14 protein-coding genes are annotated in these 12,844 nt (G+C 74.3%); 4 read left to right on the top strand and 10 right to left on the bottom strand.

Annotated features, from left to right (window positions below; genetic code table 11):
• Positions 1–103 precede the first annotated feature (103 nt).
• Both KM933_RS22660 and KM933_RS22655 read left to right on the top strand, forming a co-directional pair.
• A complete protein-coding gene (locus tag KM933_RS22660) occupies positions 104–1,972 on the top strand; it encodes a glycoside hydrolase family 15 protein (RefSeq protein ID WP_221355028.1) in 1,869 nt (622 codons plus the stop codon).
• A gap of 4 nt (positions 1,973–1,976) precedes the next feature.
• A complete protein-coding gene (locus KM933_RS22655) occupies positions 1,977–2,732 on the top strand; it encodes an SDR family oxidoreductase (RefSeq protein ID WP_221355026.1) in 756 nt (251 codons plus the stop codon).
• 90 nt (positions 2,733–2,822) lie between these two features.
• Here the strand turns inward: KM933_RS22655 and amaP are convergent, their stop codons facing one another.
• The 5 genes from amaP to KM933_RS22630 all read right to left on the bottom strand — a co-directional run bounded on the left by amaP (position 2,823) and on the right by KM933_RS22630 (position 5,295).
• Positions 2,823–3,401 carry an alkaline shock response membrane anchor protein AmaP gene (gene amaP / locus KM933_RS22650; RefSeq protein ID WP_221355024.1) on the bottom strand — a complete coding sequence of 193 codons (579 nt, stop codon included), beginning with the start codon at positions 3,399–3,401 and terminating at the stop codon, positions 2,823–2,825.
• A 5-nt stretch (positions 3,402–3,406) separates the two neighbouring features.
• A complete protein-coding gene (locus tag KM933_RS22645; RefSeq protein ID WP_221355023.1) occupies positions 3,407–4,087 on the bottom strand; it encodes a DUF6286 domain-containing protein in 681 nt (226 codons plus the stop codon).
• Positions 4,084–4,518 carry an Asp23/Gls24 family envelope stress response protein gene (locus KM933_RS22640; protein ID WP_430727354.1) on the bottom strand — a complete coding sequence of 145 codons (435 nt, stop codon included), beginning with the start codon at positions 4,516–4,518 and terminating at the stop codon, positions 4,084–4,086. The genes KM933_RS22645 and KM933_RS22640 overlap by 4 nt, the downstream gene beginning before the upstream one ends.
• A gap of 5 nt (positions 4,519–4,523) precedes the next feature.
• Positions 4,524–4,727 (bottom strand): hypothetical protein, encoded by a 204-nt coding sequence (locus KM933_RS22635; protein ID WP_221355019.1) that lies wholly within the window; start codon positions 4,725–4,727, stop codon positions 4,524–4,526.
• Positions 4,728–4,791: 64 nt separating this feature from the next.
• Complete coding sequence (locus KM933_RS22630; protein WP_221355017.1) at positions 4,792–5,295, bottom strand: Asp23/Gls24 family envelope stress response protein; 504 nt, start codon at positions 5,293–5,295, stop codon at positions 4,792–4,794.
• 86 nt (positions 5,296–5,381) lie between these two features.
• On the opposite strand from KM933_RS22630, the gene KM933_RS22625 reads away from it, so the two are divergent.
• The gene (locus tag KM933_RS22625; protein WP_221355015.1) at positions 5,382–6,167 is read left to right on the top strand and encodes a nucleopolyhedrovirus P10 family protein; all 786 of its coding nucleotides are present in this window, start codon (positions 5,382–5,384) and stop codon (positions 6,165–6,167) included.
• Between the two features lie 33 nt (positions 6,168–6,200).
• On the opposite strand, the gene KM933_RS22620 is transcribed toward KM933_RS22625, so the two are convergent.
• From KM933_RS22620 to KM933_RS22610, 3 genes are all read right to left on the bottom strand, one after another.
• Entirely contained in the window at positions 6,201–6,992 is a 792-nt protein-coding gene (locus tag KM933_RS22620) for an enoyl-CoA hydratase/isomerase family protein (RefSeq protein WP_221355013.1), read from the bottom strand.
• Between the two features lie 131 nt (positions 6,993–7,123).
• Positions 7,124–7,345, bottom strand: coding sequence for a helix-turn-helix domain-containing protein (locus KM933_RS22615; protein WP_188114171.1), 222 nt, complete (start codon positions 7,343–7,345; stop codon positions 7,124–7,126).
• A gap of 353 nt (positions 7,346–7,698) precedes the next feature.
• On the bottom strand, positions 7,699–9,297 hold the full coding sequence (locus KM933_RS22610; protein WP_221355011.1) for an ABC-F family ATP-binding cassette domain-containing protein: 1,599 nt from the start codon (positions 9,295–9,297) through the stop codon (positions 7,699–7,701).
• Positions 9,298–9,569: 272 nt separating this feature from the next.
• Between KM933_RS22610 and KM933_RS22605 the strand changes: the two genes are divergently transcribed.
• Positions 9,570–9,983 carry a VOC family protein gene (locus tag KM933_RS22605; protein ID WP_221355009.1) on the top strand — a complete coding sequence of 138 codons (414 nt, stop codon included), beginning with the start codon at positions 9,570–9,572 and terminating at the stop codon, positions 9,981–9,983.
• A gap of 24 nt (positions 9,984–10,007) precedes the next feature.
• On the opposite strand, the gene KM933_RS22600 is transcribed toward KM933_RS22605, so the two are convergent.
• The gene (locus KM933_RS22600) at positions 10,008–11,489 is read right to left on the bottom strand and encodes a hypothetical protein (RefSeq protein ID WP_221355007.1); all 1,482 of its coding nucleotides are present in this window, start codon (positions 11,487–11,489) and stop codon (positions 10,008–10,010) included.
• A 157-nt stretch (positions 11,490–11,646) separates the two neighbouring features.
• The gene (locus KM933_RS22595; protein ID WP_221355005.1) at positions 11,647–12,783 is read right to left on the bottom strand and encodes an alpha/beta hydrolase family protein; all 1,137 of its coding nucleotides are present in this window, start codon (positions 12,781–12,783) and stop codon (positions 11,647–11,649) included.
• Positions 12,784–12,844 lie beyond the last annotated feature (61 nt).

Below are 12,844 nucleotides of genomic sequence, written 5' to 3'. Positions count from 1 at the left end.
AAACACAATTCGTTTTCCGGGAACCCGGTCCGCGGGCGGGACGTGGCGACGGACGCGCCGTGCCCCGGGATTGATCACCCGGTACCCCGGGAAGCTGGCAGACGTGCACCCTTCCATCGAGGACTACGCGCTCATCGGCGACCACCAGACCGCCGCCCTGGTCGGGCGGGACGGGTCGATCGACTGGCTCTGCCTGCCCCGGTTCGACTCGGCGGCCTGCTTCGCGAAGCTGCTGGGCGACGAGGACAACGGGCACTGGCGGATGGCGCCGAAGGGCGCGGACACCTGCACGCGCAGGGCGTACCGCCCCGACACGCTCGTCCTCGACACCGAGTGGGACACCGAGGAGGGCTCGGTCCGCGTCACCGACCTGATGCCGCAGCGCGACCGCGCCCCCGACGTCGTCCGGATCGTCGAGGGACTCAAGGGCCGGGTGACCCTGCGCAGCACCCTGCGGCTGCGCTTCGACTACGGCTCGGTCGTCCCGTGGGTGCGCAGGTCGGACGGCCACCGGGTGGCCGTGGCGGGCCCGGACTCGGCGTGGCTGCGCAGCGAACCCGAGGTGCGCTCCTGGGGCGAGGACTTCGGGACGTACGCGGAGTTCACGGTCGACGAGGGCGAACGGGTCGCCTTCGTCCTGACCTGGCACCCCTCCCACGAGCCGCGCCCCGAACTCGTCGACCCGTACGAGGCGCTGGAGCACAGCGTCGGCGACTGGCGGGCCTGGGCGGCCCGCTGCACCTACGACGGGCCGCACCGCGACGCGGTCGTCCGCTCCCTGATCACCCTCAAGGCCCTCACCTACGCGCCGAGCGGCGGTATCGTCGCCGCCCCCACGACCTCGCTCCCCGAGGAGATCGGCGGCGTCCGCAACTGGGACTACCGCTACTGCTGGCTGCGCGACTCCACGCTCACGCTGGGCGCGCTGCTCGCGTGCGGCTACCAGGAGGAGGCGGAGGCCTGGCGCAACTGGCTGCTGCGCGCGGTCGCGGGCGATCCCGCGGACCTCCAGATCATGTACGGCCTGGCGGGCGAGCGGCGGATCCCCGAGTACGAGCTGCCGTGGCTGCCCGGCTTCCGCGGCTCGGCGCCGGTGCGGATCGGCAACGACGCCGTGGAGCAGCTCCAGCTCGACGTGTACGGCGAGGTGATCGACTCGCTCACGCTGGCGCAGCACGCGGGACTGCCGGCCGAACCGGACATGTGGCGGCTGCACCAGGCCCTGATGGACTTCCTGCACTCGGCCTGGCGCAAGCCGGACGAGGGGCTGTGGGAGGTGCGCGGCCGACGCCGTCACTTCGTCCACTCGAAGCTGATGACCTGGGTGGCCGCCGACCGCACGGTGCGCACCCTGGAGGAGAACCCCGGGCTGGACGGTGACGTGGAGAAGTGGCGCGCGATGCGCGACGAGGTGCACCGCGAGGTGTGCGAGCGCGGCTACGACCCCGAGCGCAACACCTTCACCCAGTCCTACGGCTCCCGGGAGCTGGACGCCGCGCTGCTGCTGATCCCCCGCATCGGCTTCCTGCCGCCGGACGACCCACGGGTGATCGGCACGGTGGACGCGGTGCGCGCGGAACTCGCCCGCGACGGGTTCGTGCACCGCTACGGCGTGGCCCGCGACAAGGGCGACCCGCACGGCACGGATCCGCACGGCTCCGACCTGGAGGAGGTCGACGGGCTGCCGGGCGGCGAGGGCTCGTTCCTGGTCTGCTCGTTCTGGCTCGCGGACGCACTGCACCTGACGGGCCGCAAGGAGGAGGCCCTCGACCTGTTCGAGCGGCTGGTCGCGCTCCGCAACGACGTGGGGCTGCTGGCGGAGGAGTACGACCACGTGGCCGGGCACCAGCTCGGCAACTTCCCGCAGGCGTTCAGCCACATCGGTCTGGTGGGCACCGCCCTCACCCTGTTCGACGACCACGGGAAGACGGGGGTGCCCGATGCGGACGGGACGGGGGACGGGGGAGGATAGCGCCATGGATCTCGGACTGAAGGACCGCGTCTACGTCGTCACCGGAGCAACGCGCGGCCTGGGCCACGCCGCCGCACGGGAACTCGTCGGCGACGGCGCGAAGGTGGTCGTCACCGGACGCGAAGGGAAGACGGTGGCCGAGGCCGCGGCGGCGCTCGGCCCGGACGCGCACGGGGTGGCCGTGGACAACGCCGACCCGTCGGCGCCGGAGCGGCTGATCGCCGCCGCCCGTGAGCGCTTCGGCGGCTTCGACGGCATCCTCGTCAGCGTCGGCGGCCCGGCACCCGGCTTCGTCGCCGACACCACGGACGAGCAGTGGCGGTCCGCGTTCGACTCCGTCTTCCTCGGCGCGGTCCGGCTGGCCCGCGCGGCCGCCGCCGAACTGGGCGAGGGCGGGGTCATCGGCTTCGTGCTCTCCGGGTCGGTGCACGAGCCGATCGCGGGGCTGACCGTCTCCAACGGCCTGCGGCCCGGCCTCGCCGGGTTCGCCAAGTCCCTGTCCGACGAGCTCGGACCGCGCGGCATCCGGGTCGTCGGGCTGCTTCCGGCACGGATCGACACGGATCGCGTACGGGAGCTGGACGGGTACGCGGCCGATCCCGCCGCCGCCCGGGCGGCCAACGAGGCGCGGATCCCGTTGCGGCGCTACGGGACGCCGGAGGAGTTCGGGCGGACGGCCGCGTTCCTGCTGTCGCCCGCGGCGTCCTACCTGACCGGGATCATGGTGCCCGTCGACGGGGGCGCCCGGCACGGGTTCTAGCCCCCGGTCCCGGCTCCTGGCACGACCTCTCGGCGCGGCCGGACACGTCCGTCGGCCACGACCTCTCGGCGCGGCCGGGCACATCCGTCGTCAGGTGACCCTCTCCGGGCGGTGTCCCACCGCGCGCAGGTGCACCTCCGCCGGGAGGGACGGGAGGCCGGCGGAGTCCCTCGCGTGGGCGAGCGGCTCCGTCGTCAGGCGGTGCAGGGTCTCGCCGGGGGCCGCGTGCGGTTCCAGGAGCAGGCGGACCCGGACCTCGGGGGCCCCGCGCCGGCCGCCGAGCGCCGCCCGCGCGCTCCGTACCCCTTCCAGCGCGCCCGCCTCGGCCGCCAGCGCGTCCTCCAGGGCCCGTCCCCGCAGCAGCGCGCCCTCGCCGTCGCCGGTGTCGACCGGCACCTCGGTGAGCCTGCGCCGCCGCAGCACCGCGATCAGCCACCACAGGGCGAGCAGCACGGTCAGGGCCAGTACGGCGACGACGACCGGCCACCACCAGCCGTCGTCCCGCCACCGCGTCCGGTCGGCGTCGCTCAGCAGCACGTCGTGCCGCCCGTCGTGGATCCACCACGAGGGCGGGTCCACCCCGAGGCCGACGGCCAGCACGGAACCGCCGAGCGCGAGGAGGAGCAGACCCACGAGGCCCAGCAGGACACGGTTCGCGATCTTCAACACCCCGGTCACCCCTTCCGGCCCGGCCGTGTGACCCGCACCGAGAGGGCGGGCCGCCGGACGAGGCCGAGTTCCCCGACGGCGTCGGCGAGTACGGCGTCCAGATCCGCGCGGACGTCGTCGAGTTCGCGGAAGTGCGAGACCGCGCGGACATCCGCCTTCCCGCGTCCCGTACGGACCCGGACCGACCGCACGCCGGGCACCTCCATGGCCCGGTCGCGCAGCACCGTCGCCGCGGCGTCGCGGCGCAGTCCGGCCCGTACGTCGGGGCGGGGGCGCCACATCGGCAGGACGCCGCGCAGTCCCGGGGTCACGGCGAGGACGAACAGCCACAGGCCCAGGGCCGTCGCGGCGCCGGCGCCGACGAGCACCCAGGTGTCGTCCAGGGGCCGTTCGGCGAGTTCGCGCGCCAGGGACCTGCGCCAGTGCAGGGCGGACCGGCCGGCGCGGACGGCGACGACGTCGTACAGCAGGAGGCCGGCGGCGGCCAGGACCAGCGGCGCGAGGACGGCCGCGGGAATCCGGCGGGCCGACCAGAACCGGCCGCTGCCGTGCCCGGCGTCGTCGGGGTCCGGCAGCGGGGTGTGCTCCGCCGCGGGGGCGGACCGGCCGGGTCCGCCCCCGGCGGGTTCCCCTTCCCCGGCGACGGGCGGGTGCCGGGTGGTCTCCGGGCCCCGGGGCTCGCTCATCGCGTCCTCCCCCGTGCCGCGCCGCCCGCCGGTGCGGGGTGCAGCCGCTCCACCCGGACGGCGACCTCGGGTACTTTCATCCCCGCCAGCGCCTCCACCCGTTCGGCGACCCGGCGCCGCACGGCACCGCACCGGGCGCCGATGTCGCAGGGGTAGCCGAGTTCGAGACCGACGCCGACGCGGGCCAGGTCGCGGTGCACGACGACCGTGGTGTGCGGGGGCGCCGCGCCGGAGGGCGGGGGGCCGAGCGCCTCGCGCGCCGCCTGCCGGGCGATCTTCGCGACGACCCGGTCGGTGACCCTGAGCGCGCCGCGCTCGCCCGGCGCGACGGTGCGGCGCGTGCGGCCGGGACGGTCCGGGCCGCCGGAACGGTCCGGGCTGTCGGGCCGGGCACCCGTCGGGGTCGCGGGTCCGGTGGGCTCATCGGACACGTGCGTCACCGCCGGTGGTCGTCGCGGTCGCCGCGGTCGCCGCGGGAGCGGAAGAGGTCACCGGGGTCCAGATCCCCTTCCAGGAAGCGGCCCACGACGAAGCCGACGGCGCCCAGTGCCGCCACCAGGAGGAAGGCGCCGAACCCGCCGAAGTACCCGGCGAATCCCAGCGCCATTCCGACGATCATGCCGATCACGGCCATGCTCATGGTGCGCTCCTCAGCAGGTCACTCGGTGGTCGCTCGGCGGATGCGGGCGGGGGCTCGTGCGGTGTCACCGGAGCCGGCTCTCCGGTTCGTCGTCGTCCTCGTCCTCCTCCGGCAGTTTGACGTCGCTGACCGCGATGTCGACCTCGACGACCTCCAGGCCCGTCATGCGCTCGACGGCCGCGATGACGTTCTCCCGCACGTCACGGGCGACATCGGCGATGGACACGCCGTATTCGACGACGATCTCCAGGTCGAGCGCGGTCTGCACCTCGCCGACCTCGGCCTTGACGCCCCGGCTGACGGACTTCGTGCCGCCGCCGGGCACCCGGTCGCGCACCGCGCCGAAGGTCCGTGAGATCCCGCTGCCCATGGCGTGCACCCCGAGGACGTCGCGGGCGGCGAGTCCGGCGATCTTCTCGACGACCCCGTCGGCGATGGTGGTACGCCCCCGGGCGGAGGGGTCGCCGCCACCGCGTCTGCCCGTGCCGGTACTCTCCGGCTGCCGCCGGTCCGGCTGCTGCCCGGCCCCGGGACTTTCGGGCCGCTGCTGCTGCGTCGTGTCGCTCATCGCCGTGCATCCCTTCCGGTAGGCCTCTCAGCCCACATTAAGCGCGGTCGGCGACTTGCGCGCCAGGGATGCGGCAGGCTGGGACGATGACGACGGACCGGTGGACGTGGGCGGTACGGCAGCAGCTGGGCCGCGGCAGGCTGCTGCCGCTGGGCGGTCCGCACGACGGCGCGTGGATCACGGAGGCGGCGGCCGTCGCCGTGCTGCGCCGCGCGGTGCGCCGGATGCCGGAGGTGCGTCTGGGTTCCGTGCGGCTGGCCCTCGTCGACCCGGGCGACGTGTCCGAGCCCGCCGTACCGCCACCGCCGAGCGCGCTGCCGCCGGGCCCGCTGCGCATCACCGCGGAGTTCACGGCCACGCCCGCGGAGCCCCTGCCCACGACCGCGTCCCGTCTGCGCGCGGTGCTCGCCTCCGCCGCGACGGACCGGCTGGGCCTGGGGGTCACGGAGGTGGACCTGCGGGTGACGGGGCTGCTGGAGGAGGGCACGGCCTCTGTGGATCCGCCCTGCACCGACGCCGACACCGATGTCGGCGTCGACACCGAAGCCGACACCGAAGCCGACGTCGACACCGGCGCCCTGCGCCCCGACGGGTCCTCCCCCGCACCCGGCACGGACGAGTCCCGCGTGGCCGCCGCCGTCCTGTCCGTGCCGGGCGTGACGGCCCTCAGCCGTCCGGCGCACATCGAGGAGCACCCCGGTGACGCGGCCCTCCCCCGCCGCCACGTCCGGGTGGAGATCGAGGTGGGCCCGGCCGTCCGCGCCCTGGACACGGCCAGGGCGGTCCGCGCGGCCGTCACGGAGGGATGTCCCGGCCGTCCCACGACAGCGGTACTGGTCACCGCGGTGCCCCCGGCCGCCCCGGCCCCCTAGAAGCCGACCGGAGCCGGTCGGAGCCGGTCGGAGTCAGTCGGAGAGGCCCGCCAGGTCCCGCAGCCGCCGTCCCTGCGCGGCGCGCTCCGCCACCCGCTGGTCCTCGTACGTACGGTCGACGGCCCCCTGCAACAGGGCCTTGGTCTCGATGAGCGCGTCCCGCGGCGCGGCCAGCAGCGCCGCGGCCAGTTCCCCGACCGTGTCGTCGAGCTGGGCGGCGGGCACGGCGATGTTGGCGAGCCCGCTCCGCTGCGCCTCCTCCGCCTGTACGAACCGCCCCGTCGCGCAGATCTCCAGCGCGCGGGCGTAGCCGACGAGACCCACCAGCGGATGCGTCCCCGTGAGGTCGGGCACGAGCCCCAGTCCGGTCTCGCGCATGGCGAACTGCACGTCGTCGGCGACGACGCGCAGGTCACAGGCGAGCGCGAGCTGGAAGCCGGCCCCTATGGCGTGTCCCTGCACGGCGGCGACGGACACGATGTCGCTCCTGCGCCACCAGGTGAAGCCCTCCTGGTACCCGGCGATGGCCGCGTCGAGCTCGGCGTCCGAACCACGCGCGAGGTCGACGAACGACGGCTCGCCGTCGAAGCCCTCGGGCGTGAACGCCTGCCGGTCGAGCCCCGCGGAGAAGGACCTGCCCTCGGCGCGCAGCACGACGACACGCACGGTTCCCGGCAGCAGTCGGCCCGCCTCGGCCAGTGCCCGCCACAGAGCGGGGCTCTGCACGTTGCGCTTGGCCGCGTTGGTGAGCGTCACCGTGGCGAGCGCGTCGTCGACGGTGAGCCGTACGCCGTCCTTGTCGAGCAGCGGGTCGAACGATGCCATGGGACGCCTCCGATGGGTGCGGTCGGCGAGGGCGCCGCAGGAGCGCACCCTCAAGTGACTGCACAGTAACCACCCGGACGGTCATACGGCCGACCGGGTGGCCACCATCGAAAACGAGCAGCCGCCCGGCTTCAGCTCGACGCGGACTTCTTGCCCCGCGTCGCTCCGCCACGTCCACGGAGCGTGACACCCGACTCGCTGAGCATCCGGTGCACGAAGCCATACGAGCGGCCGGTCTCCTCGGCCAGTGCCCGGATGCTCGCACCGGAGTCGTACTTTTTCTTCAGGTCTGCCGCGAGCTTGTCGCGCGCGGCGCCGGTCACCCGGCTGCCCTTCTTCAGAGTCTCGGCCACCCGTGCCTCCTCAGCGGAAGTGCGCTCTGGTACTTCTCATGATCACCCCTCATGAGCGTCCTGGCCACCCATTCGGCAAGGTCGATGGGACGAGCTTGCGGCGCGCCGGCCTGTCACCACGAGCGGAATCACGAATTCCAACCGTCCGGGATCCGTACGGCCGACCGAGTCAGCGGGCGAAGTTCCAGGTCAGCGACGCACGGCGGCCGGGCCCCCGGGAGCGGGGAGCCCGGCCGCGAAATCGGTGTAGGACACACCTCGGTATGAGGAGACCTCACACAGATGGGGGATCACGGATCGGCCGAATGATCCATACGGAGTGGATCAGTCAATCGATCAAGCACCGCGGACCGTCAGGCGAGGGCCACCAGGTCGGCGTAGTCGGCGCCCCACAGGTCCTCCACGCCGTCGGGCAGCAGGATGATCCGCTCCGGCTGGAGCGCCTCGACGGCACCCTCGTCGTGGGTGACGAGGACGACCGCGCCCTTGTAGGTGCGCAGCGCGCCGAGGATCTCCTCGCGGCTGGCCGGGTCGAGGTTGTTCGTCGGCTCGTCGAGGAGGAGGACGTTCGCGGACGAGACGACGAGGGTGGCGAGCGCGAGCCGGGTCTTCTCACCGCCGGACAGGACACCGGCGGGCTTGTCGACGTCGTCGCCGGAGAACAGGAACGAGCCGAGCGTCTTGCGCACCTCGACGAGGTCCAGGTCGGGGGCGGCGGAGCGCATGTTCTCCAGGACCGTGCGCTGCGGGTCGAGGGTCTCGTGCTCCTGCGCGTAGTAGCCGAGCTTGAGTCCGTGGCCCTCGACGACCCGGCCGGTGTCGGGCTTCTCCGCGCCGCCGAGGAGGCGGAGCAGGGTCGTCTTGCCGGCGCCGTTCAGGCCGAGGATGACGACGCGTGAACCCTTGTCGATGGCCAGGTCGACGTCGGTGAAGATCTCCAGCGAGCCGTACGACTTGGACAGGCCCTCGGCCATCAGCGGGGTCTTGCCGCACGGGGAGGGGTCGGGGAAGCGCAGCTTGGCGACCTTGTCGGACTTCCGCTCGGCCTCCAGGCCGGCCAGCAGCTTGTCCGCGCGCTTGGCCATGTTCTGCGCGGCGACGGTCTTGGTGGCCTTGGCACGCATCTTGTCGGCCTGCGTGTGCAGGGCGGCGGCCTTCTTCTCGGCGTTCTGCCGCTCGCGCTTGCGGCGCTTCTCGTCGGCCTCGCGCTGCTGCTGGTAGAGCTTCCAGCCCATGTTGTAGACGTCGATCTGGGCGCGGTTGGCGTCCAGGTAGAACACCTTGTTGACGACGGTCTCGACCAGGTCGACGTCGTGGGAGATCACGATGAAGCCGCCGCGGTACGTCTTGAGGTAGTCGCGCAGCCAGACGATGGAGTCGGCGTCGAGGTGGTTCGTGGGCTCGTCGAGGAGCAGGGTGTCGGCGTCCGAGAACAGGATCCGCGCCAGCTCGATACGGCGGCGCTGACCGCCGGAGAGCGTGTGGAGGGGCTGGCCGAGCACCCGGTCGGGGAGGTTGAGCGCGGCGGCGATGGTGGCGGCCTCCGCCTCGGCGGCGTACCCGCCCTTGGTGAGGAACTCCGTCTCCTGGCGCTCGTACTGCCTGAGGGCCTTCTCGCGGGTGGCGCCCGAGCCGTTCGCGATGCGCTGCTCGTTCTCGCGCATCTTGCGGATCAGGGTGTCCAGGCCGCGCGCGGAGAGCACCCGGTCGCGGGCCAGCATGTCGAGGTCGCCGGTGCGCGGGTCCTGCGGGAGGTAGCCGACCTCGCCGGAGCGGGCGACGGTCCCCGCGGCGGGGACGCCCTCACCCGCGAGGACCTTGGTGAGGGTGGTCTTGCCGGCGCCGTTGCGGCCGACCAGACCGATGCGGTCGCCCTTGGTGATGCGGAAGGTCGCGGACTCGATGAGGACGCGGGCGCCGGCGCGCAGCTCGATACCGGAGGCGGAAATCACGGACGGACTCCTGGGCAGGGTTGACGACGGGGTGGGTGGTTGCGGGCGTTCACGCCGTCTAATGCACGAGGAGAATGGCCATGGGCCAAGTCTAACGGGGCGGTGCAACCACTTTTTCTGCGTACGGATGTTCGGGTACGGGCCGCTGCGCCGCCCGGCTGCGGCGACCGGCGGGGCGTTGTCGGTGCCGGGTGCGAGACTGTGGGACAGGTCACATCCAGGCGGCGTTCCGGCAGTGGGGCGGAACCGCCGGGCCGGAGGGAGTGAGGGGTATGACAGGCACGGATGGCGGACGCCCGGGCATCTGCCCGACACTGCTGTACGCGGACGCGACGGCCGCGATCAGACAGCTCACCGAGGCGTTCGGCTTCACCGAGGCGTCGGTGTACGAGGACGAGGACGGCAGGGTGGTGCACGCCGAGCTGGTCCAGGGCAACGGCACCGTGATGCTGGGCTCCAAGGGCACCGGCAGCCCCTTCGACGAGGCCATGAAGAACGCGGGCCCCGCCGGGGTGTACGTCGTGGTGGACGACGTCGACGCCCACCACCAGCGGGCCGTGGACCACGGGGCGGAGGTCCTGATGCCCCCGACGGACCAGGACCACGGGTCGCGGGACTACATGGCCCGGGACGTCGAGGGCAACATCTGGAGCTTCGGCACGTACGCCCCGGAGACCAGGGTCTGAGCCGCCCGCGGCCGGCCGGGCGGGCTAGTTCCTCCCGGTGTGGACCTGGAAGGCGGCGCGGCGCACGGCCTTGGCGAGGGCCGGGTCGGGGTGGGCGGCGGCGAGGGCGACCAGGACCTGCACGGTGCGGGGGTGGCCGACCGCGCGCACCTCGTCGAGGAGCGCCGGGACGGTCGGCTGCACCGCGGACTCCAGGTGCCGCACGAGGAGCGGGGCCTCGCCGTGGTCGGCGACGGCCGCGGCGGTGTCGACCCACAGCCAGGTGGCCTCCTCGCGCGTGAGCACCAGGTGGGCGTCCTCGGGGTCGTGCCCGTCGTGCTCGGCGAGCCACAGCAGGGCGTACGGGCGCAGGGGCGTCTCGTCCACCACCGCGCGGACGTCCGGCTCGGCGGGGGCGCCGACCACGCGCAGCGCCTCGAAGGCCAGTCCGCGCAGCAGGGCGTCCTCGCCGCGGGCGGCGGCGAGGAGTTCGGTGACGGCGCTGCCGACGGGGCGGGCGGCGAGCCAGGCGCGGTACTCGGCGCGGGCCGCGTTGGGGCGCAGCCGGCCGCAGCCGCGGAGCATGTCCTCGGCGCCCTGCTCGATGTTCCCGGCGGGGCTCTGCGCGGCCACGCAGATCTGCTCCAGCTTGACCCAGACCGCCCAGCTGCCCAGGGGGGTGAGCGTGGCCTGGCCGTCGCCGCAGGTGAGGGCGCCGACGGCGGCGAGGGCGTGCAGCGCCCAGTCGAGCAGCGGGGCCAGGGGGGTGTCCCCGGTGCCCGGCCCGGGCGCCGGTTCGGGCGCCGGTTCGGGCCGGGGTCCGTAGGAGATCTCGCAGCGCTCGGTGCGCAGTTCCGTGACGCGCTGTTCGAGCAGGTCCAGGAGTTGCGGGACGGGGACGGGGCCCGCGGACAGCTGGAGGAAGGACAGGACCTGCGGCATCGCCGAGACGACCTCGGCGACGGCGGAGGGCTCGTGCCCGTCGGGGCCGGGGTGGGCGATCGACCAGGCGTCGAAGAAGGCGACCCAGCCGCGCAGCACGGCGCTGTCGTCGCGGTTCCAGGCGCGCAGCCGCCAGCCGGGGCGCGCGGTGCCGCCGTGCACCTCGACCAGGCCCGCCAGCCGTGCGACGTCCCAGTCCGCACGCACCTGATCCGGCGTCAGGCCCAGTTCGGCGGCGGCCCGTCGGGCGGCGTCGTCGGACAGGGTGCCCTTGCCCTCCGCACCGCCGCCGGACGTGCTGCCGGACGCACCGTCCGACGTGCCGCCGGCGGCCGTGGCGGCGCGGATCCGGGCGTCGCCGTCCCCGCCCGGGCCCAGGGTGGTGTCGGCCCAGCGGGCGACCCGGGCCGCGCCGGCGAGTACGGCGCGTGCCATGCGGGCGAGTTCCGCCGGCGCCGGTGTGCCCTCGGGCGGGCGGGGTGCGGGTCGACGGGCGGGCCTCTGGGTCATCGCTCGGGGGGCGGCGGCCAGGGATCGCGGGCGGACGAGTCGGAGCCTGGAGTCGCGCGGGATACGGGACGTCACGGGGGCAGTCTTCCCGTTGACGCTCCGAAAACCCAAACGGAATGTCACATGGGCCCACAGAGGCGATCGGCGCACCGGCCCGCGCAGGCGCCCCGGAGGGGTCCGCACCCCTTGGTACACAGTTAAACGGAATCTTCGGTACCGGGCCGCCCCGGGATCACATCAACGGGGTGAGAAAGCGGCGGAGCGCCTCTTCGCAACCGGCCGGGTCGGCGTTCCACATGGCACCGTGGGGCGCGTCGTGCACCGTGTGGAGGGTGACGAGATCGGTACGGCGGTCCGCGAGGCGGCGGGAGGGCCCCCAGGGGGCGACGACGTCGCCGGGACCGTGCAGGACGAGGGCGGGCACCCTGAGCCGGGCCGGGTCGACGGGGCTCCCGACGGGGCCGGTGCCGAGGCCGGTCCGCCCCTGGTAGGCGCGAACGGCCAGCGGCAGCAGGGCACCGGGGGTGCGGCGGGCCGTCGCCAGCGCGCGCAGGGTGGCCTCCCAGTCGAGCACCGGCGAGTCCAGGACGAGCCCGCGGATCCGGTCGCGCAGCGCGGAGCGCTCGGCGGCGCGCAGCGCCATGGTGGCGCCGGTGGACCAGCCGTACAGGATGACGCGTTCGGCGCCGTGCCGGACGGCGAAGCGGAGGGCCGCGTCCAGGTCGCGCCACTCGCTCTCGCCGAGGTGGCTCAGTCCGCCCGGCGGGCGGGGCGCGCCGGCGTCGCCGCGGTAGGCGAGGGCGAGGACGGGGAACTGCCGGTGGTGCAGGTACTCCATGACATTCATGGGGTGCTCGCGCGTGGTGCCCAGGCCGTGCACGGTGATCACCCAGGTGTCGCGGGCGGCGGGCACGAACCAGGCGGGCAGGGCGCCGAGTTCGCCGGGGATCTCCACGTCGGCGTGGTCGAGGCCGAGGGCGGAGCCCGGGTTCCCGATGTGCAGGCCGGGGGTGAGCCGGACCCTGTCACCGGGTGCCGGTGTGCCGTGGGTGACGCGCTCCAGACGGCGCACGACCGTGTCGGCGGTGTGCGGGGCGCCGGACAGGACCGGGCCGACGACGGCGTGGCTGCCGTCGCCGCTCAGGCCGTACACGCCCGGGCGCCGGGAGGCGAGGGCGCGGGTCAGGGCGATCCGGCCCGCGGCCGTGGCGTGCACGGTGAGGGGCGGTTCGGTGGGCAGCGGCCGGCCCGGTGCCGCCTTCAGGGCGGCGTCGCCGGCGAAGCGGCCGGCGGCGATGCCGGCCGCGCCCGCGAGGGCAACGGTGAGGACGGAGGTCAGGGCCGCGGTCGTCGGCTTCACGGTACGCACGGGACCAGTCTCCTGACGGAGCCCGCCGTCGGCCAGTGGAAGCACGGAACGGGCCGGTCGG

Origin of the sequence: Streptomyces beigongshangae (assembly GCF_019710745.1) — a bacterium.
Lineage (GTDB): Bacteria > Actinomycetota > Actinomycetes > Streptomycetales > Streptomycetaceae > Streptomyces > Streptomyces beigongshangae.
This window is presented reverse-complemented; position numbering and strand designations above follow the sequence as displayed.

Excerpts from the sequence above, each read along its gene's own strand:
- KM933_RS22605 (WP_221355009.1), top strand. The coding sequence starts at position 9,570 with ATGACAGGCACGGATGGCGGACGCCCGGGCATCTGCCCGACACTGCTG.
- KM933_RS22635 (WP_221355019.1), bottom strand. The coding sequence starts at position 4,727 with ATGAGCATGGCCGTGATCGGCATGATCGTCGGAATGGCGCTGGGATTC.
- KM933_RS22655 (WP_221355026.1), top strand. The coding sequence starts at position 1,977 with ATGGATCTCGGACTGAAGGACCGCGTCTACGTCGTCACCGGAGCAACG.
- KM933_RS22620 (WP_221355013.1), bottom strand. The coding sequence starts at position 6,992 with ATGGCATCGTTCGACCCGCTGCTCGACAAGGACGGCGTACGGCTCACC.
- KM933_RS22625 (WP_221355015.1), top strand. The coding sequence starts at position 5,382 with ATGACGACGGACCGGTGGACGTGGGCGGTACGGCAGCAGCTGGGCCGC.
- KM933_RS22645 (WP_221355023.1), bottom strand. The coding sequence starts at position 4,087 with ATGAGCGAGCCCCGGGGCCCGGAGACCACCCGGCACCCGCCCGTCGCC.
- KM933_RS22630 (WP_221355017.1), bottom strand. The coding sequence starts at position 5,295 with ATGAGCGACACGACGCAGCAGCAGCGGCCCGAAAGTCCCGGGGCCGGG.